The 19,936-nt window shown below is 63.0% G+C and carries 17 protein-coding genes; 8 read left to right on the top strand and 9 right to left on the bottom strand.

From position 1 onward, the window contains the following. The 4 genes from ACH2CW_RS13855 to ACH2CW_RS13840 all read left to right on the top strand — a co-directional run. Positions 1-1,531: thiamine pyrophosphate-dependent enzyme (locus tag ACH2CW_RS13855; protein ID WP_395059110.1), on the top strand; the 1,531-nt coding region annotated here is incomplete at its 5' end. 147 nt (positions 1,532-1,678) lie between these two features. Further along, positions 1,679-3,286 carry an indolepyruvate oxidoreductase subunit beta family protein gene (locus tag ACH2CW_RS13850; RefSeq protein WP_395059108.1) on the top strand — a complete coding sequence of 536 codons (1,608 nt, stop codon included), beginning with the start codon at positions 1,679-1,681 and terminating at the stop codon, positions 3,284-3,286. A gap of 51 nt (positions 3,287-3,337) precedes the next feature. Then, positions 3,338-4,327, top strand: coding sequence for a Bug family tripartite tricarboxylate transporter substrate binding protein (locus tag ACH2CW_RS13845; RefSeq protein ID WP_395059106.1), 990 nt, complete (start codon positions 3,338-3,340; stop codon positions 4,325-4,327). Positions 4,328-4,503: 176 nt separating this feature from the next. Next, the gene (locus ACH2CW_RS13840; protein ID WP_395059104.1) at positions 4,504-4,923 is read left to right on the top strand and encodes an acyl-CoA thioesterase; all 420 of its coding nucleotides are present in this window, start codon (positions 4,504-4,506) and stop codon (positions 4,921-4,923) included. A gap of 138 nt (positions 4,924-5,061) precedes the next feature. Here the strand turns inward: ACH2CW_RS13840 and ACH2CW_RS13835 are convergent, their stop codons facing one another. From ACH2CW_RS13835 to ACH2CW_RS13795, 9 genes are all read right to left on the bottom strand, one after another. Beyond that, entirely contained in the window at positions 5,062-5,934 is an 873-nt protein-coding gene (locus ACH2CW_RS13835; protein WP_395059112.1) for a DMT family transporter, read from the bottom strand. 78 nt (positions 5,935-6,012) lie between these two features. Beyond that, positions 6,013-7,623, bottom strand: coding sequence for a gamma-glutamyltransferase family protein (locus ACH2CW_RS13830; protein WP_395059102.1), 1,611 nt, complete (start codon positions 7,621-7,623; stop codon positions 6,013-6,015). A 40-nt stretch (positions 7,624-7,663) separates the two neighbouring features. Next, positions 7,664-8,644 carry a Bug family tripartite tricarboxylate transporter substrate binding protein gene (locus tag ACH2CW_RS13825; RefSeq protein ID WP_395059100.1) on the bottom strand — a complete coding sequence of 327 codons (981 nt, stop codon included), beginning with the start codon at positions 8,642-8,644 and terminating at the stop codon, positions 7,664-7,666. Positions 8,645-8,757: 113 nt separating this feature from the next. Beyond that, positions 8,758-10,269 carry a tripartite tricarboxylate transporter permease gene (locus ACH2CW_RS13820; protein WP_395059098.1) on the bottom strand — a complete coding sequence of 504 codons (1,512 nt, stop codon included), beginning with the start codon at positions 10,267-10,269 and terminating at the stop codon, positions 8,758-8,760. 10 nt (positions 10,270-10,279) lie between these two features. Next, positions 10,280-10,768: a tripartite tricarboxylate transporter TctB family protein gene (locus ACH2CW_RS13815; RefSeq protein WP_395059096.1), complete on the bottom strand. Its 489-nt coding sequence runs from the start codon at positions 10,766-10,768 to the stop codon at positions 10,280-10,282. 141 nt (positions 10,769-10,909) lie between these two features. Beyond that, complete coding sequence (locus tag ACH2CW_RS13810; RefSeq protein ID WP_395059094.1) at positions 10,910-12,712, bottom strand: GspE/PulE family protein; 1,803 nt, start codon at positions 12,710-12,712, stop codon at positions 10,910-10,912. 44 nt (positions 12,713-12,756) lie between these two features. Further along, positions 12,757-13,521 (bottom strand): spermidine synthase, encoded by a 765-nt coding sequence (locus ACH2CW_RS13805; protein ID WP_395059092.1) that lies wholly within the window; start codon positions 13,519-13,521, stop codon positions 12,757-12,759. A 4-nt stretch (positions 13,522-13,525) separates the two neighbouring features. After that, positions 13,526-14,122, bottom strand: coding sequence for a DNA-deoxyinosine glycosylase (locus ACH2CW_RS13800; protein WP_395059090.1), 597 nt, complete (start codon positions 14,120-14,122; stop codon positions 13,526-13,528). Next, the gene (locus ACH2CW_RS13795) at positions 14,116-14,967 is read right to left on the bottom strand and encodes a TatD family hydrolase (protein ID WP_395059088.1); all 852 of its coding nucleotides are present in this window, start codon (positions 14,965-14,967) and stop codon (positions 14,116-14,118) included. Before ACH2CW_RS13795 ends, ACH2CW_RS13800 begins: the two co-directional genes overlap by 7 nt. A 123-nt stretch (positions 14,968-15,090) precedes the next feature. On the opposite strand from ACH2CW_RS13795, the gene ACH2CW_RS13790 reads away from it, so the two are divergent. From ACH2CW_RS13790 to ACH2CW_RS13775, 4 genes are all read left to right on the top strand, one after another. Continuing rightward, positions 15,091-16,002 carry a S1C family serine protease gene (locus ACH2CW_RS13790; RefSeq protein WP_395059086.1) on the top strand — a complete coding sequence of 304 codons (912 nt, stop codon included), beginning with the start codon at positions 15,091-15,093 and terminating at the stop codon, positions 16,000-16,002. 14 nt (positions 16,003-16,016) lie between these two features. Beyond that, the gene (locus ACH2CW_RS13785; RefSeq protein ID WP_395059084.1) at positions 16,017-17,027 is read left to right on the top strand and encodes an AAA family ATPase; all 1,011 of its coding nucleotides are present in this window, start codon (positions 16,017-16,019) and stop codon (positions 17,025-17,027) included. Positions 17,028-17,105: 78 nt separating this feature from the next. Then, positions 17,106-18,119, top strand: coding sequence for a DUF58 domain-containing protein (locus tag ACH2CW_RS13780; RefSeq protein ID WP_395059082.1), 1,014 nt, complete (start codon positions 17,106-17,108; stop codon positions 18,117-18,119). A gap of 24 nt (positions 18,120-18,143) precedes the next feature. Then, positions 18,144-19,199 (top strand): VWA domain-containing protein, encoded by a 1,056-nt coding sequence (locus ACH2CW_RS13775; RefSeq protein ID WP_395059080.1) that lies wholly within the window; start codon positions 18,144-18,146, stop codon positions 19,197-19,199. Positions 19,200-19,936: the final 737 nt, after the last annotated feature.

Here is a 19,936-nt window from a genome sequence, read left to right as displayed (position 1 = left end):
ACCGGCTGCCTTCGACTACGCCAAACTCGCCCATCCGCCGGTCACCTTCCGCCACGAAAAACTCAAGTTTGAAGAGCGCATACCGGCCGCGCGCCGCTACATCGCCCTGCACCAACTCAATGAACTGATGGACGGACCGCGCAACGACCTCGGCATCATCGTGCAGGGCGGTATTTACAACGCACTGATACGGGCGCTACAGCAGTTCGGCCTGTGTGATGCGTTTGGCCAAAGTGAGATACCGATGCTGGTACTCAACGTCACCTACCCGCTGGTGCCCGAGCAGGTGGCGGAATTTGCCCTCGGTAAACGCGCGGTGCTGGTGGTCGAGGAAGGCCAGCCCGAATACATCGAGCAGGAGATCGCCACCTTTTTGCGGCGGCGCGACATCAACACGCCGCTGCACGGCAAGGACATGTTGCCCTCGGGCGGTGAGTATTCGGTCGAAGTGGTGGCGGCCGGCATCGCCGCTTTTGTGGCGCGTTATGCCACCGACGTCGATACCCGCTCGGCCACCACCTGGCTCACGGGCAACGCCGAGCGACGCAGCGCGGTGGCCACACAAATCGCGGCGCAGCTGAACCAGGCGCTGCCGGTAAGGCCACCGGGTTTTTGTATCGGCTGCCCCGAGCGGCCGGTGTTCTCGGCGCTGAAGCTGGCGCAGCAGGATGTCGGGCCGGTGCATATCGCGGCCGACATCGGCTGCCACGCCTTCGGCACCTTTGCGCCCTTCTCCTTCGGCCACTCCATCCTCGGTTACGGCATGAGCCTGGCCAGCCGCGCCGGCGTCTCGCCGATGATGGCGCGGCGCACGCTGTCCATCATGGGCGACGGCGGCTTCTGGCACAACGGCCTGCTGACCGGTGTGCAGTCGGCGCTGTTCAATGGCGATGACGCGGTGCTGCTGATCTTCAAGAACGGCTACACCTCGGCCACCGGCACGCAGGACATCATCTCCACGCCGAGCGATGACGCGAAGTTCAACGCCAGCGACAAAATGCAAAGCCTGACCGCGACCAACACCACGATTGAGAAAACCCTGCAGGGCCTGGGCATCCAGTGGTTACGCACAGTGCATACCTACGAGGTGGAGCAGATGCGCCAGACGCTCAACGAGGCTTTCACCACCGATTTCAACGGCCTGAAAGTCATCATCGCCGAAGGCGAGTGCCAGCTCGAGCGCCAGCGCCGCATCAAGCCCTGGCTGGCCGGCCTGCTTAAAAAGGGCAAACGTGTGGTGCGCGTGAAATACGGCGTCGACGAAGACGTGTGCAACGGTGACCACGCCTGCATCCGCCTGTCGGGCTGCCCGACCCTGACATTGAAGGACAACCCCGATCCGCTCAAGGTCGACCCGGTGGCCACGGTGATCGACGGCTGCGTCGGCTGCGGCCTGTGCGGCGCCAATGCGCATGCGGCAACACTCTGCCCATCGTTTTACCGGGCCGAAGTGATCCAGAACCCCAAATGGCATGAGAGGCTGCTCGGCAGTGTGCGCGGCGCGCTGGTGCGGGCATTTCAGACAACATGAACTCCTCACAACCTGTCATCCCGGACAGAGCCTGTCCCGGACCTGATCCGGGAATCCGGGATCCATCCCCAACGAACAGCCGGTGTGGGTGCGCCCACATGAATTGCGGAGCAGGTCCGCAATGACAAGTCAGGGTCAACAATGAACATGCATCAGCAAAAACCCATCACCCTCCTGATCTGCGCGCTCGGCGGCGAAGGCGGCGGTGTGTTAACCGAGTGGCTGGTCGATATTGCGCGAGCCAGCGGCTACGCAGCGCAAAGCACCTCGATTCCCGGTGTCGCGCAGCGCACCGGCGCCACCACGTATTACCTCGAAGTGTTTCCGGTGCCGCTTGCAGAGCTCAAAGGCAAGCGACCGGTGTTCAGCCTGAATCCCGTCCCCGGTGCGCTCGACGGCTTGATCTCCTCCGAACTGCTGGAAACTGCACGCCAGGTCGGCAACGGCATGGCCTCACCGCAGCGCACGCTGGTCATCAGCTCCAGCAGCCGCACCCTGACCACGGCCGAACGCATGGTGCCCGGCGACGGCCGCACCGGCAATGCGCCGCTGCTGCAGGCCATAGGCGTGCAAAGCCGCGCCACCCAGGTCTTCGACATGGGGCAGATGGCAAAAGACTGCGGCACCGTGGTCAGCGCCGTGATGCTGGGCGCGATTGCCGGCAGCGGCCTGCTGCCTTTTGCGCGCCAGGCGTACGAGGACGCCATCCGCCACGGCGGCAAAGGTGCCGAAGCCAGCCTGCGCGGCTTTGAGCGCGCGTTTTTGCAGGTCTCTACCCAACAGGCGCAGACTGCAATGGTGTCCAGCTTGCTATCAAATGAGGAGCTGCCTGCTATTGTCAGCCGTGGGCTGGATGCCGATTTGACCAATAAATTCCCCCCTGCCGTGCATGAAATGCTGGCCCTGGGCCATGCGCGCATGCTCGAGTACCAGGACCGCGACTACGCCGATCTGTATGTGCAGCGCCTGCAACAGGTGTTGCGCGCCGAGCAGTTGGCCGACCCCGCCGCCGCACAGGGCCACGCCACCACGCGCGAAATGGCACGCTGGCTGGCGCTGTGGATGGCCTTTGATGACATCGTGCGCGTGGCTGACCTCAAAAGCAGTGCGAGCCGCTGGCAACGCGTTTACGGCGAAGTCAAGGCCAGCGAGGGTGACCTGCTGCAGGTCTATGACCACTTCAAGCCGGGTGCGCCGGAATTTGCCGCGCTGTTGCCGGCAGGCCTGGCTGCGCGCGTCACGCGCTGGGACCGCAACCGCGTCGCCAACGGCAAGGCACCCTGGGCCATGCCGCTGAAGGTCGGCACCCATTCGGTCTTCGGCATGCTCTCGCTGCGTCTGCTGGCCAGCCTGAAATGGCTGCGCGTGCGCGGCAGCCGTTTTGCCGCCGAACAGACGCTGATCGAACAATGGCTGGCAGGCGTGGTGCGCGGCACCGAACAACATTGGCAAGTGGGCCACGAGATTGCGCTGTGCGGCCGCCTGATCAAGGGCTACGGCAGCACCAACGAGCGCGGCAAGGACAACCTGATGCATGTGCTGGAGCACCTGGCGACCGGCGCGACCTTCGCCACAAACGACTTGCGCGCCGCAGCGATTGCCCAGGCACGCGAGGCCGCGCTCGCCGACGAAGCCGGCAAGGCGCTGGACCAGACCCTGGTGCAGCACGGCGCGCCAGCGCGGCCCGTCAAGGCCCAGCCAATACGCTGGATGCAGAACCCGCACCGCAAGCCGCGCGCGGTCAAGGCTTCCTGACAAACCCGAGTTACCACCGCAGACTTCAACTTTAAAAAAAGGAGACAAACCATGAAAACCAGCTTCCATCCCCAACGACGCGCCTTGCTTGCCATCGCGCTTGCCGCCGGGGCCATGCTGACCGCGGCCCATGCCCAGACCGCCTCTTGGCCCAGCAAGCCGGTGCGGGTGATCGTCAACTTCCCGCCCGGCGGCGCGGCCGACCAGCTCGCGCGCGCCATCGGCGTGCCGCTGGCCGAAGCGCTGGGCCAGCCGGTGGTGGTGGAAAACCGTGGCGGTGCCAACGGCAACATAGGCGGCGAGGCAGTGGCCAAAGCCCCGGCCGACGGCTACACGCTGCTGATGAGCTCGGGCGGCATGGTGTCCGTCAACCCCCACCTCTATCCCAAGATGGCTTTTGATCCGGCCAAGGATCTGATGCCGGTGGCAGCGGCTGCGCGCGTGCTGGTGTTCCTCGAAGTCAAGCCCTCGCTGCCGGTCAACAACATCAAGGAATTCCTGGCCTACATCAAAGCCAATCCTGGCAAGCTGTCCTTCGGCTCGCCCGGCAACGGCAGTTCGCCCCACCTGGCCACCGAAATGATGAAGATCCAGACCAATACCTTTGCCGTGCATGTGCCTTACCGCGGCGCGGCCCCAGCCATGCAGGACCTGCTGGGGGGCCAGCTCGACTTCATGTTCGATCCCGGCATCGGCCTGCAGCATGTCAAAGCCGGCAAGCTCAAGCTGCTGGCTGTGGGTAGCGCCAAACGCTCGCCGCTGTTCCCTGACGTGCCGACGCTGGACGAAGCCGGGCTGAAAGGTTTTGACGCCGACACCTGGTTCGGTTTTTACGCCCCCGCCGGCACACCACCGGCGATCGTCAATCGCCTGAACAGTGAAATCAACAAGATCCTCGGCTCGCAAGCCGTGAAGGACCGCATCCTGGCTATCGGCGGCATTCCGGCACCGATGTCGCCCTCGGACTTCAACATGCGCGCATCCATCGACGGCGCGCGTTTTGGCGCGTTGATCAAGGCCAGAAATATCAAAGGGGACTAAGCCACCACGTCACCAGCAATTTTGGGCACTGTCATTGCGGGCTCGACCCGCCATCCATGCAACACGCACCCGCACAGTAGCGATGAGGCATGAATCCCGGATCAGGTCCGGGATGACAGGCGGGGACATCCCGCCACGCTGCGGCCATCCTGCTGTTCCACCGACATAATCCAGCCATGAGCAAACAGATCACCCACACCATCCGCGTTGAATTCGGCGACTGCGACCCGGCGCGTATTGTGTGGTTTCCCAATTTTTTCCGCTGGATCGACGCCGCTTCACGCCACTTCTTTGTGCAGTGCGGCGTCCCTTCCTGGCAGGAAACCGAAAAAACCATCGGTGTGATCGGCACACCGCTGGTGGACACACACTCGCGTTTTCTGCGCACCGCCACCTACGGCGACATGCTCGACATTCAGGTCACGATTCCGGAATGGCGCGAGAAAAGTTTTGTGCAGCGTTACCGCATCATGCGCGGTGACGAACTCATCATGGAATGCGACGAAGTCCGCATCTTCGCCGGCCGCCGCGCTGACAACCCCGAAGCGATTCGCGCCCTGCCGATCCCAGTGGAAATTCGCGCGCTCTGCGAATAGCGGCCCGGAGCAACGGCTGCCAGCGCCCTGGATTGTCATCCCGGACCCCGGATCAAGTCCGGGGCAGGCCCGATCCGGGATCCATCTACGGTCCGAAGCAAGCTGCAGACGCAGCGTGATGCAAAAACCGCACGTAGATTACTTGCCCGATCGGCTGAAAACAAAAATCCCCGCAATAACAAGCACCGTCCCCGCCGCCACCCAGGCCGTGAACGGCTCACCGAGGATCAGCACACCCATCAGGATGGTGGACATCGGGCCGATCATTCCGGCCTGCGCCGCCATGCTGGCGCCTATGCGTTCGATCGCCATCATCACCATCAGCACGGGTGCGGCGGTGCACAGCGTGGCGTTCAGCAGCGACAGCCAGATCACCTCGGGCGCGACTTCGGCCGCGCTCAGGGGCCGCAGCACCAGGAACTGCGCGATGCAGCACAGGCAGGCTACGGTGGTCGCCAGCCCCACCAGCCGCAGGGCGCCCAGGCGTTTGACCATCTCGCCGCTGTAGACCAGGTAAATGGCATAACTGACGGCGCTCAGAAAAACCAGCAACGCGCCCCAGGCCGCGTCGGGGCCCATCAGCGTGATCTCATGGCCGAACACCAGCACCACGCCGCTGTAGCTGATGGCCATGCCGATGATTTGTGGCCGGGTGATCTGCCTGCGGTAAAGAAGCAGCCCGAGCAGCAGCACCAGCGTCGGGTTGAGGTAGAGAATGAGCCGCTCCAGAGATGCGGTGATATACGCCAGACCGGCAAAGTCCAGGAAACTCGCCAGGTAATACCCGGTGAAACCCAGCCCCAGCACGCCCAGCCAGTCCCTTCGGCTCAAGGCCGACTTGCCCCGGCTGGCCCACCAGGCCATCAGCGCGAAGATCGGCAGCGCAAACAGCATGCGGTACATGATCAGGGTCACGGCATCGACGCCGTAGCGGTAGGCGAGCTTGACGATGATCGCCTTGCCGCTGAAGGCAATCGCGCCCAGAACAGCCAGCAGCAAACCCACTGCTATGTTTTTGCTAGCTGCTTGCGCCCGTGGATCATGGGCTGGAGGTGTTTTTTGTTCTGGAATAGCAGACAAGGCGGCTATTTAGAAACCAACGGCCTGTCCGTCACGCCGCGCATCGCTGGCGGCCACATAACCTTCGACCTTCGGATTTCCCGCGCGCCAGATGAACTGGCCGGCACCGAAATCCTGGTAAGAGTCGTTGATGACTTCCATGCGGTGGCCGCGCTCGGCCAGGCCCTGGACAGTGGATGTGTCCATCGCCGCTTCGACATTGATCTCAAAACCGGCGTTATAGCGCCAGCGCGGCGCATCGCAGGCAACCTGCGGGCTCTGCCTGTAATCGAGCATGCGCACCAGCGTCTGCATGTGGCCTTGTGGCTGCATGTTGCCGCCCATCACGCCGAAGCTCATGACCGGTTGCCCATCTTGGCTCAGGAAGGCCGGGATGATGGTGTGGAAAGGCCGCTTGCCGGGTGCGACCTGGTTGGCGCCGGCTTGCAGGCTAAAGCCATGGCCGCGGTTTTGCAGGCTGATGCCGAACTCGGGCTCGACGCAGCCCGAACCGAAACCCATGTAGTTGCTCTGGATGAAGCTGACCATCATGCCGTCTTCGTCGGCAGCGGTCAGGTAGATCGTGCCGCCCTTGACCGGGTTGCCGGCGCCGAAGTCCTGGGCTTTTTTCATGTCGATGAGTTTGGCACGCGAGGCGAGGTAGGCGTCGTCCAACATTTGATCGACACTCACCGCCATTGCCGATGGCTCGGCCACGTATTTGTAGACGTCGGCAAAGGCCAGCTTCATGGCCTCGATCTGCAGATGCTGGGAATCAACACCATCGACCGGCAAGCCCGCCACGTCGAACTTGTCCAGGATGCCCAGCGCAATCAGGGCGGCGATGCCTTGGCCGTTGGGCGGGATCTCGTGCAGGGTGTAGCCGCGGTAGTCCTTGGCAATCGGTTGGACCCACTCCGGCTTGTAGTTCTCAAAATCCCTGGCCGTGATGCTGCCGCCGTTTTGCGCGGAGAATTTTTCGATGGCATGGGCGATCTCACCACCGTAATAGGCCGTGCCCTTGCTCTGCGCAATCGCGCGCAAGGCCTTGCCCGCCGCCTTGAACTGAAACAGCTCGCCGACATTCGGCGCGCGTCCCCAGGGCAGAAAGGACTGCGCAAAACCCGGCTGGCCTTTCAGCTCCTCGGTGGCTGCCGCCCATTTTTGCTGCACCACCGGCGGCAGCAGGTAACCGCGCTCGGCGATCTCGATGGCGGGCTCCATCAGGTCGGCAAAAGGCAGCTTGCCAAATCGCTCACTCATTGCCACCCAACTCGCCACCGCACCAGGAATGCTGACCGAGTCCATGCCGCGTTTGGGCGGGGTTTGCGCGTCGGCGCCGTATTTTTTGCTGAAGTAGTCCGGCGTCCAGCTCTGCGGCGCGCTGCCGGAAGCATTGAGCCCGTGCAGTTCTTTGCCGTCCCAGATCAGCGCAAAGGCATCGCTGCCCAGGCCGTTGCTGACCGGCTCGACAATCGTCATCGCCGCCGCCGCCGCAATCGCCGCGTCCACCGCGTTACCGCCCTTGAGCAGCATGCGCAGGCCAGCCTGGGCGCCCAAGGGGTGGGACGTGGACACCACATTGCGTGCAAACAGCGGCAGTCGGGTGGTGGAATAGGGGTTGTCGTACTTGAAGTTCATGGAGTCACTTTGAAAGGGATGCAGCAGGAGGTCAGAATGTTTAGTCAGTGGTGATCTTGCGTTCGGCGATGATTTTTTTCCACTTGGCGTTGTCGGCGCGGACCATGCTTGCAAAAACCTGCGGCGTACCGCCGGTGGGCTCGGCACCCAGCCTGGCAAAACGTTCCTTTACGTCGGCATCAGCCAGCGCCGCATTCACCGCCTGGTTCACGCGGGCAGTGAGTTCGGCATTGAGGCCCTTGGGGCCATAAACGCCAAACCAGGTCACCGACTCGAAGCCCGGCAGGACCTCGGACACCGTCGGCAGATCCGGCGCCAGCGCCGTTCGTTTGAGGCTGGTCACCGCCAGCGCGCGCAGCTTGCCGTCCTTGACATGCGGCATGCCTGTGACAAAGGAGTCAAACAGCACATCGAGCTTGCCACTGATCAGGTCCGGCATGGCCAGCGCCGTGCCGCGGTAGGGAATATGCAGGATGAAGGTGCCCGACTGCGCCTTGTAGTACTCGGTGGTCAGGTGCACGATGGTGCCGTTACCGCTGGACGCGTAATTCAGGCGCCCGGGATTTTTGCGGGCGTGATCGGTGAACTCGCGCATGGAACGGGCCGGCGACGAGTTCGGCACCAGCACGATGTTGGGCGAACTGGCGACATAGGCAATCGGGGTGAAATCGGCTTCGGCGTTGTAGGGAATTTTCGGGTTGATGGCCGGGCCGATGCTGTGGGTGCTCGATGTCGCCAACAACAGGGTGTAGCCATCCGGCGCCGACTTGGCCGCAGCGTCGGCGCCAATGGTGCCACCGGCGCCGGGCCGGTTGTCCACCACCACGGTTTGACCGATTTTTTCTCCGAGCTTTTGCGACAACGCGCGCGCCAGGATGTCGGTCGCGCCTCCGGCCGGAAACGGAACAATCATGCGAATCGGCTTGTTGGGATAAGCGCCGCTGCCCCCCGCCGTTTGCGCCGATACGGAGACGGCTGTGGCGAAAACCAGCGCCGCAAAAATAGTATGTGTACGTTTCATCCGGGAGATTGTGAACGATTTTGACATTTCAAGGGGACGCGGGTGCATCACAACATCCCGCCCAGGGACATGAAAAAAGGCGCCCGAAGGCGCCTTTTTTGGAAGGCAGGGCATCACTCCTCGACGAAAGCCTCTTCCCGCTTGTTCTTCACGGCTGGCAGCAACACGATCACCAGCAGCAGCGCACCGACTGCCAGCAATCCGGCCGAGATCGGACGCGTCACAAACACACTCCAGTCACCCCGCGAGAGCAGCAGCGCGCGGCGCAGGTTTTCTTCCATCATCGGGCCCAGGATGAAGCCCAGCAGCAAAGGGGCCGGCTCCGCGCCGAGCTTGATGAAGATGTAGCCAATGACACCAAAAATCGCCACCATCCAGATGTCCCAGGTGTTGTTATTGGTGGAATAAACACCAATCGCGCAAAACAACACAATCGCCGGAAACAGCAAGCGGTAGGGAATGGTCAGCAGCTTGATCCAGATGCCGATCAGCGGCAGGTTCAGGATCACCAGCATGGCGTTGCCGATCCACATTGAGGCGATCAGGCCCCAGAAGAGTTCCGGGTTGCTGGTCATCACCTGGGGACCAGGCTGGATGTTGTGGATGGTCATAGCACCGACCATCAGCGCCATCACCGCGTTGGGGGGAATGCCCAGCGTCAGCAGCGGAATGAAAGAGGTTTGCGAGCCGGCGTTGTTGGCCGATTCAGGCGCCGCGACACCGCGGATATTGCCCTGGCCGAAGGGCACTTCGCCGGGACGACCCTTGATTTTCTTTTCCAGGGTGTAGGCCGCAAAGGCCGACAGCAAGGCGCCACCGCCGGGAAGAATACCGAGGGCCGAACCCAGGGCAGTTCCGCGCAGTACAGCCGGCGCCATGTCCTTGAAGTCCTGCTTGGTGGGCATCAGGCCCGACACCTTGGCGGTGAAGACTTCGCGTTCATGCTCGGGTTGGGCCAGGTTGCTGATGATTTCGCCGTAACCGAACACACCCATGGCAATCACCACAAAGCCGATGCCGTCCGTCAATTCAGGAACGTCGAAGCTGAAACGCGCGACGCCGGAATTCACATCGGTACCGATCAGGCCGAGCAGCAGGCCCAGCACAATCATGCCGACCGCCTTGAGCAGCGAGCCGGAAGCCAGCACCACGGCGCCGATCAGGCCGAGCACCATCAACGCGAAATACTCGGCCGGGCCGAACTTGAAAGCCAGTTCTGTCAGCGGCGGCGCAAAGGCCGCAATGATCAGCGTACCGACGCTACCGGCAAAAAACGAACCCAGGCCGGCCGCAGCCAGCGCCGGCCCCGCTCGCCCTTTTCGGGCCATCTGGTAGCCGTCGATACAGGTCACGACCGAGGACGATTCGCCCGGCAGGTTGACCAGAATGGCAGTGGTCGACCCACCGTACTGCGAGCCGTAATAAATACCGGCCAGCATGATCAGCGCCGACACCGGCGGCAAGGCATAGGTAGCGGGCAGCAGCATGGCGATGGTCGCCACCGGGCCGATGCCGGGCAACACCCCGATCAGCGTACCCAGCACAACACCGAAAAAGGCGTACAGCAGGTTGATGGGCGTGAACGCGACACCAAAACCCAGGGACAAGTTTGCAATCAGATCCATTTTCTTTTCCTTAGCCGGTGATGAAAGCAGGCCACACCGGGAACTGCAGCTTGAGCGCGATGACAAAAGCCACGTAGCTGCCCACGGCCAGAACCGTGGCGAGAATCAGGGTGGTCTTGAATTTCCAGCCGGCTTCGGCCATGCTGGCGACAAACACCAGGGCGTAGATACCGATGATCAGGCCGAAGGCAGGTAGACCGATCTTGGGCAGGCCGGCCAGCAAAATGCCGAAAATCACGTTGGCACCGATCACGAACACCAGCGGTCTCCAGGCGATCTTGCCGATCTTGCCGCCGCCCTCAGTCTCCACCACCAGCGAGGTGAAGGTGACGATGGCGCCAATGACGGCCAGCATGATCCCCAGCATCAGCGGAAAGTAGCCCGGCCCCATGCGCGCGCCGGTGCCGACGTTGTAGGTGCTGGCACCCCACGCAAACGCCAGGCCCAAGCCCATGAACATCAGCCCGCAAAAGAAGTCTTTTTGACTCTTGATATGCACGGTTTGTCTCCTGTAATAGAAATAAATGGATCGCTGGATTGTGCATGGGATCGCCCCTGCGCGACATGTGGCTTTCACTTATGCAAAAAAGCGGAAAAATCGGCGCATGTCGCGGCCGGGACAGGCAAAAGCCGTTCTTCTTCAGGACATCGGCGGTGTGGTGGAAAGTATTTCCTCGATCGTGGTCACGCCCCCTGCCACCTTGAGCGCGCCGGCCAGCCGCAGCGGCCGCATGCCGTCCGTCACCGCCTGGCGCCGCAACGCGTCAATGTTGGGCTCTTTGGTGACCTTATCCTTGAAAGCCTCTGTCACCGTGAGCAGCTCGTACAGGCCCATGCGGCCCATGAAACCGGTCATGCGGCAATCGACGCAACCGACCGGCTTGTACGGCTGGTAAGCGCCGTTGATTTGCCAGGGTTTGACGATTTCGGCCAGCGCCTCGCGCGAACTGCCCTCGTCCTTTTCGCGGCATTGCGCACATAAGGTGCGCACCAGGCGCTGCGCCAGGACGCCCAGCAAGGTGGCGTTGATCAGGTAAGACGGTACACCGAGCTCCATCAGGCGCGACACCGCCGAGGGCGCGTCGTTGGTGTGCAGCGTGCTGAACACCAGATGCCCGGTCAGCGCGGCCTGGACCGCCATCTCGGCCGTCTGCAGGTCGCGGATCTCGCCGACCATGATGATGTCCGGGTCCTGCCGCATCAGCGCGCGCAAGCCTTCGGGGAAGTCGAAATCGAGGTGCGCCTGCACCTGGGTCTGGTTGAAGGCCGGCTCGATCATCTCGATCGGATCTTCGATGGTGCTGACGTTGACTTCTTCCGTGGCAATACGTTTGAGGGTCGAATACAGCGTGGTGGTTTTGCCGGACCCGGTGGGGCCAGTGACCAGCACGATGCCGTAAGGCCGTTTGACCAGTTGCTCCCAGCGCGTCGCATCGTGCTGCGAAAAACCCAGCGCGTCCAGGTCCTTGACGGTGGTGTCGGGGTCGAAAATCCGCATCACCATTTTTTCGCCGAAGGCTGTCGGCAGCGTGGACAGGCGCATCTCGACTTCGTCGCCGCGCGGGTTGCGGGTCTTGATGCGGCCGTCCTGCGGGCGCCGCTTTTCAACCACATCCATGCGGCCCAGCAGCTTGATGCGCGCCGTCATGGCGTTGTGCACACCCATGGGCATCTGGTAGACCGGGTGCAACACGCCATCGATACGGAAGCGGATCACGCCCTGGTCGCGCCGCGGCTCGAGATGGATGTCGCTGGCACGCTGGTCAAAGGCGTATTGCCAGAGCCAGTCCACCACCTGCACCACGCCCTGGTCGTTGGCGTCGAGCTGCTTGTTGCTCTTGTTGAGCTCCACCAGCTGTTCAAAACTTGCGGCGCCGCTGCTGCCGCCGGCCTTCATCGCCGCCTTGACCGACTTGGCCAGCGCAAAAAACTCTGCCGTGTAGCGGGCAATCTCGGTCGGGTTGGCCACCACCAGGCGCACGCTGCGTTTGGCCTGGCGCTCCACCTCGGACACCCAGTCGGTGATGAAGGGTTCAGAGGTCGCAATCACCACTTCAGCGGCCGTCACCTGCACCGGCAACACCTTGTGACGTTCGGCATACACCGCCGACATGGAGTCGGCCACCTTGCCCACGTCCACTTTCAGGGGGTCAATGCGCAAATACCCGAGGCCGGCACGGCCGGCCAGCCACTGGGCAATGGTTTCGATGTCCAGTGGCTTGTTGTCGGCAACCCGCGTCATGCTGACACTGGCCAGCCGGATCAGCGGATGCTGGGCGCTTTGCACCTGTGCACACCGGGCAATGGTGCGCTGCGCCTCGGCGGCAGAAATCACCCCGTCTTCGCTCAGCCATTCGACCAAACGGCGCCAGTCCAGCGGTCCCACCGGGTCGGCCTTGCCAGTCATGTCAGAGCGGGATTTGGAGGATGTTGCGGGGCGCATGGGGGCACTTTAACTGATCGCCCCTGGCGCGCCCATGGAGGTTCTCAGCACACAGGCTTGAACAGCCGCAGCCACTTTTTGGCGGGCAAGCCAAAGCGCGATTCAATGTCGTCGGCCCGCTGCACCAACTCGGGTCGATCGGGCCGGGTCGGCTCGCGCTGCGCCGCAACAACCGTGTTGCCTTCACGCGTCGGCTTGAAGGCCCAGACCGATTCCGGGCCGAATACTTCGGCAATTTTTTCAAGCGAGCGCAGGTAGCTGGAGTCACGGCCAAACAGGTTGACGGTCATCACACCATCCTCGCTGAGTGCGTCGCGGCAATCGGCATAAAAGGCCTCGCTGTCGAGCACCGGCGCCGCAGCCTCGTGGTCGTAAAGATCCACCTGCAGCACATCGATGCGGCCCTGGTGCAGAGGATGGCGGATTTCCTCGGCCGCATCGGCCAGGATGACCTTCAGGCGCGCATCGTCCTTCGGCAGTTTGAACCACAACCGGCAGGCGGCAATGACCTGCGGGTTGAGTTCCACCGCCGTGGTTGTCATCTTCAGCTTTTTGTAGCAAAACTTGGTCAGCGCGGCCGACCCCAGGCCCAGTTGCATCGCATGCCGCGAGGCCACCGCGTCCGACTCGACAAACAGCAACCAGGCCATCATGCGCTGGACGTACTCCAGCTCGATGTCGAAAGGTTTGTCCAGCAGCATCGATCCCTGCACCCATTCGGTGCCCAGATGCAGATAACGGATATCGCCAAAATCAGAGAAGTTGACCTCGGGCAGGGCGAGGGGGGCGTCGGTTTTTTTGCGGGGCATCAGTTCAATCGATCAATCGGTGTTTTTCAAAAACCTCGCGCCAGGCCGCGAGTTTGCGCTCGAACGACCAGGAGGCGTTGGCGGGGCTCGTGGACGGCAAGCGGTAAAACTGGACCCCCACGCTCCGCACTGACGTGTCGTCGCTGCCCCCCGAGGGGGCTGTGCTTGCTTGGGGCGACCCGGCGCGGCGCACGTCGGCTGGAGATTTTTCCAGCGCTGTACGCACACGCGGGGCGTGTTTGAAACTCTCGCCGCCATTGTGCGCAATCGCTTCGAGCTGCGGGCACAGCCGCTGCAAGGCCGCAAAATCATTGACCACCGGCCGGCGGATGGCGCTGTCCAGGCTGCCTTCGCGCTCGCAGGCTGCGTAGACGTCCCAGACGCCAAGCTTTCTGGCAAGCAGCCAGTTGCTACGAATTTGATAGCCATCCAAGCCCGCTGGACAGGGGCTGGAGGACCAAATGGCTTGCAAAATCTTCCAGAAATGATTTTGCGGATGGCCGTAATACTGCTGGGCTGCCAGCGAAGCCACGCCCGGAAAACTGCCCAGGATCAGCAGCCGGGTCTGGGCGGACACCAGCGGTGGCAGGCCGGTCAGCATGCCAGCAACTGCGCCAGCCGGGGCAAGGCCGACAGCGCATTGGCGCTACTGGCCGCGGCGAGCTCGTCGACAGCCAGGCCGCGCAACTGCGCCACCACGCCAGCAATCTGCGGCAACTCGGCCGGCTCGTTGCGGCCCTGGGCCTGGCCCTGGGCGCGCTGTTCGGCGGTGGTATACAACCAATGCGGTGCGATATCGGGCGCGTCGGTTTCGAGCACCAGTGCCGACAGTGGCAGTTCGGCCGCCAGCCGCCGCAACTGCAGTGCGCGCTCGAAGGTCACGGCGCCGCCGAAACCGAGTTTGAGGCCCAGCTTGAGGAATTCGCCAGCCTGCTGATCACTGCCATTGAAGGCGTGGGCGATGCCTTCCCAGCGCTCGCCCGGCGGCGCCAGTTCTCGCAGATGTTTGAGCAGCCGGTCGGCCGAACGCCGTACATGCAGGATCACCGGCAGGCCGTGTTTGCGCGCCAGTCCGAGCTGCGCGCGGTAAAAGAACTCCTGGCGTTCGCGCAGCGGGCTGTCGCTGAGTTCGGGCACAAAATAATCGAGCCCGATCTCGCCCACCGCCACCAGCCGGGGGTCTGCGCGCCGCAGCGTCAACTCAGCGTCCAGCAGGGCCAGATCGCCATCCTGGGCCTGCTTGACATACAGCGGGTGAATCCCCAAGGCATAAGCGTCGCCAAATTGGTGCGCCAACTCCCGCACCGCCGCAAAGTTGAACACCCCAACCGCCGGCAACACGCAAAGTGCCACCCCCGCGGCGGCAGCCCGCGCGCGCATGGCAGCGCGGTCGCCGGAAAACTCGGCCGCATCGAGGTGGCAATGGGTATCGATCCAGACAGGCATGAAGCAATGATGCCTGAATCGTCCCCGCAATATCCCCGTGGATGACCGAACTATATGCAGGGATGCACAAGACGTGATACCGTGTACCGTCAGTCCAAAAAATCATTTGTACAGGTGACACGGATGCGCAGGCCAGCCCGCTACAGCAGCTCCAGCAGACCCCTTGCGGACATGTCGCGCGAGCCGCCTGGCGCCGTGGCGGTACCTGCAGCGACTGCACCGGCCATGTTGCCCCCCGCCCGTTTCTTCTCGCTCTCGAATCCGCGCCTGCTCTGGTCGGCACTGCTTGTCCTCACTGTCCTGCTCTGCCTGAGCCTGACACTCTCGCTTCGCTCCATGCCGCGCAAGCTGACCCAGGACGACATCAACGCCGCTGTGCTCAAAACGCTGGAAACCGTCCAGTTACCGTCCGCCGTGGCCAGGGCCTATGACGCGATCCGTCCCTCGGTCGTCCGCGTGGTGTCTTACGGCAAAAGCAAGGACGGCAAGGAAGAGGTGGAATACGGCGTCGGCACCGGCGTGGTGATTGTCGACAAGGGCATCATCCTGACCAATCTGCATGTGGTGCAGGGCGCGCAGACCATCAAGGTGGTGTTTGCCGACGGTCTGGAATCGACCGCGCACATCACCGGCCTGCAGCCGGAGAACGACCTGGCCGTGCTGCAGGCCCACAAGATTCCCGATGACATGATTGCCGCCACCATGCGCTCGACCGGCGACCTCGCGCCCGGCGACCACGTGCTGGCGGTCGGTTATCCCTTCGGCATCGGACCCTCGGCCTCGTCCGGTGTGATCTCCGGCCTCAAACGCACCTTCCGCTCGCCTGAAGGCAAGCAGGACATCCGTAACCTGATCCAGTTCGACGCCGCCGCCAACCCCGGCAATTCGGGTGGCCCGCTGGTCACCATGGATGGCGAGGTGGTCGGTATCGTCACCGCCATCCTCAATCCCAACCAGCAGCGCAGCTTCGTCGGCATTGCGTTTGCGGTGCCGATTGAAAACGCTGCCTCGGCCGTCGGCCTGACCCCTTTCTAAGGACGTTCACCCCCATGCAAACACAGTCACCCTCGCAAGACGCCCACACTGCGCAACTGATGGAGCAAATCCTCTACGAAGTCAAACGCGTGGTGGTTGGCCAGGACCGTTTTCTCGAACGGGTAATGGTCGCCATCCTGGCGCAAGGCCATTTGCTGGTCGAAGGGGTGCCCGGTCTGGCCAAGACCCTGACGGTCAAGACGCTGGCCAACACGATCCAGGGCAATTTCAAGCGCATCCAGTTCACGCCCGACCTGGTGCCCGCCGACCTGGTGGGCACACGCATCTACAACCAGAAAACCGGCGACTTCAGCACCTCCTTGGGCCCGGTCTTCACCAACCTGCTGCTGGCCGACGAAATCAACCGCGCGCCGGCCAAGGTGCAGAGCGCGCTGCTGGAAGTCATGCAGGAGCGCCAGGTGACGATTGCCGGCGAAACGCACAAGGTGCCGGAGCCTTTTCTCGTCATGGCGACGCAGAACCCGATCGAGACCGAGGGCACTTACCCGCTGCCCGAAGCGCAGGTCGACCGCTTCATGATGAAGGTGCTGGTGGACTACCCGAGCGACGAGGAAGAGTTCGTGATCGTCCAGCGCGTGATCGGCCCGGCTGTCGCGGTCAGCAGCGTGGCGACCACCGAGCAACTGGCTGAACTGCAGCGCGAATGCCGCCGTGTCTATGTGGACCCGTCGCTGATCCAGTACGCGGTGCGCCTGGTGTCGGCCACCCGCACGCCTGAAAAACACGGCCTCAAGGAACTGGAGCGTTTCATCACTTTTGGCGCCAGCCCGCGCGCCACCATCAACCTGACCGAGGGTGCGCGTGCGCTGGCCATGCTGCGCGGCCGCACCTATGCCCTGCCCGAGGACATGACCGACCTGGTGCCCGACGTGCTGCGGCATCGCCTGGTGCTGTCCTATGAAGCCCTGTCCGAAGGGCTGGACGCCGACACCGTGGTCGCCAAAATCATGGCCAAGGTACCAGCGCCGGCGCGGCCACTGGAACACGAAAAGCTCGCTGCGTAAGCCATGACCACCACGCTCGCTGGTTCTTCCGCTCGTCCTGAGCTTGTCGAAGGATGCCCCGCAGGGCGCTGAGTGGTCATGAAAAACTGGTTCCGCAAACCCGCCCAGCCCGAAGCTGCCGCAGCCCCTCCCCCGGCTTTGGTTCAGCCGCTGGCGGGCGCCGAGCATGTCCTGCGCCGCCTCGAGTGGACCGTGTTGCGCCGGCTCGACGGCCTGCTGCAGGGCGACTACCGGACCCTGATGCGTGGCACCGGCATGGACCTGGCCGACCTGCGCGAGTACCAACACCACGATGACGTGCGCCACATCGACTGGAACGTCACCGCGCGTCTGCAATTGCCGCATGTACGCGTGTTCACCGAAGACCGCGAGATGGCCAGCTGGTTTTTACTGGACCTCAGCCCCTCGGTTGATTTCGGCTCCGGCAACCAGCGCAAAAGCCAGGTGTCTGCCGAATTTGTCACCGTGCTGGCGCGCGTCCTGACGCGTCACGGCAACCGTGTCGGCGCCATGTTGTACGGCAGCGGGGTGGACACCGTGCTGCCGGCACGCGGCGGCCGGCCGCATGTGCTGCATATGCTGCACGCCATGCAGACGCGTCCCGAAGCCACCGGCACCGCCACCACGCGTCTGGACGATTTGCTGCGCTCAGCCGCCAGAATGCTGCGCCGGCGCTCGACGGTGTTTGTGGTGTCGGATTTCATCAGCGAGCCCGGCTGGGAGAAAACCCTGGGGCAACTTGCCCAGCGTCATGAGGTCGTGGCGGTGCGCCTGCTTGACCCGCTGGAGCTGGAATTGCCAGACCTCGGCCTGATCCCGATCCGCGATGCGGAAACCGGCGAGCAATTGCTGGTGGACACCCACGACGCCGGTTTTCGCAAGCGCTTCGCACGTATTGCAGCGCAGCGCGAGGCCGAGCTGCGGCAGGCGCTGGTGCGGGCCGGTGTCGACACGCTGGAGCTGTCTACCGACGGCGACCTGGTGGATGCCGTCATGCGTTTTACCGAACTTCGCAAACGCCGCGGCCAGTCGTCTGGTGCCGCAGGCAAAGGCCAGCGCAAGCTGCCCAACCACCTCAAGGCGGCGGCCTGACAGCGGGCCGCAGGAGCACCTCCCATGAACGCACCCGTTACCTTTCTCTGGCCACAATTCCTGTGGCTGCTGCTGGCGCTTCCGCTGATGGTCGCCATGTACGTCTGGCTGTTGCGGCGCAAAAAGAAGATGGCGCTGCGTTATGCCAGCCTGTCCATCGTGCGCGAGGCCATGGGCGCCAGCCAGACCTTCCGGCGCCATATTCCGCCGCTGCTGTTTTTGCTGGCCATGGCGGCCATGCTGATGGCCGCGTCACGGCCGTTTGCCGTCATCACCCTGCCCTCCCAGCAGGAAACCATCATCCTGGCGATGGACGTGTCAGGCAGCATGCGCGCCACCGACGTTCAGCCGAATCGACTGGTCGCTTCGCAAAATGCCGCCAAGGCCTTTCTGGCCGAGTTGCCGCGCAGCGTGCGCGTCGGCATCGTGGCTTTTGCCGGTACTGCCTCGGTGGTGCAACCAGCCACCTTGAGCCGCGAAGACCTGGTCACGGCGATTGACAAATTCCAGCTGCAACGCGCCACCGCAATTGGCAACGCCATCGTGGTGTCACTCGGTGAGCTGTTTCCCGATGCCGGTATAGACCTGGCCTCGCTGACTTACGGCCGCAACCGCAGCAGCGGCGTCGCCATCGACCAGGCACCCAAGGAAGCCAAGAAGGAGTTCACGCCGGTGGCACCGGGTTCCTACAGCTCGGCCGCCATCATCCTGCTGACCGACGGGCAGCGCACCACCGGCGTCGATTCGATGGAGGCCGCCAAGATGGCCGCCGACCGCGGCGTGCGCATCTACACCGTGGGTGTGGGTACCGTCGACGGCGAAACCATCGGTTTTGAAGGCTGGTCCATGCGCGTCAAGCTCGACGAGGAAACCCTCAAGGCGATCGCCACCAAAACCCAGGCCGAATACTTCTATGCTGGCACGGCCGCCGACCTGAAAAAGGTCTACGAGACCTTGAGCTCGCGCCTGACGGTCGAGAAAAAGGAAACTGAAATTTCGGGGTTGCTGGCGCTGGGTGCGGCGCTGCTGGCGCTGATGTCGGCTTCTTTGTCTTTGCTGTGGTTTAACCGGATTCTTTGAAATCCGTCCCGTCGAACTGAATCAGCGTCACACTGCGTCCCCGGTTCGCCTCTGGCGGTAGTTTCAACTCCCCACTCCCAACCCTCAGGGATGCGCTGCCTGACTCGCGCCAAGCGCGGCGGGGCTTTTGCGGGATGAGCCGTTAGGCGCAAAACCCAAGCCAAGGCTTTCTGCCTTGCCTGGTTTTGTAACGAAGCGGATCGCCCGCAAAACCACGCCCCTTCGGGTTCGGACCAAAACGGGCGCTTTCCTCACCAAACCCCTTGCGTGTGCCTTCGGGCACACGACGCGGCGTGTTGGCAAGCAAATCATCCCGTTATGGACCCGAACGCGCATGGCGGGAGTCAGGCAGCGCATCCCCGACCCTTCCCTCGCACCGCTGGGCGATGGAAGGGAGCTTCATGTGGCCGCGTGCGCTGCGCTCGCGTGCACACATGACGGTCTGTTGGGATTCCCGTCCTTGAAGCGCTGCGCGCTGCAAGGACTCCCGATTGGATTCGGTGTTGGTATTTGGATGTTTGTTTTCTTCCCCACCCGTTGGGCTGGGCCGAGGAGCGCAGCCGAAAGTGGATCAGGACGAGCGATTGTCTGAGGCGCTAGCCGAGTTCGAGCTCGGCCCCACTTTCGGCGAGCACCGCAGGCTGCCCCGGAGCGTAGCGGAGGGGATCCAGACCATCGGGTCGCCTTTTTCTTTGCTTACTTTCTTTTTGGCGACGCAAAAAGAAAGTGAGTTGCTG

Origin of the sequence: Polaromonas sp. (assembly GCF_043778355.1) — a bacterium.
GTDB lineage: Bacteria > Pseudomonadota > Gammaproteobacteria > Burkholderiales > Burkholderiaceae_C > Polaromonas.
The sequence above is the reverse complement of the archived record's forward strand: the minus strand, read 5'-3'. Positions and strand labels throughout refer to the sequence as shown.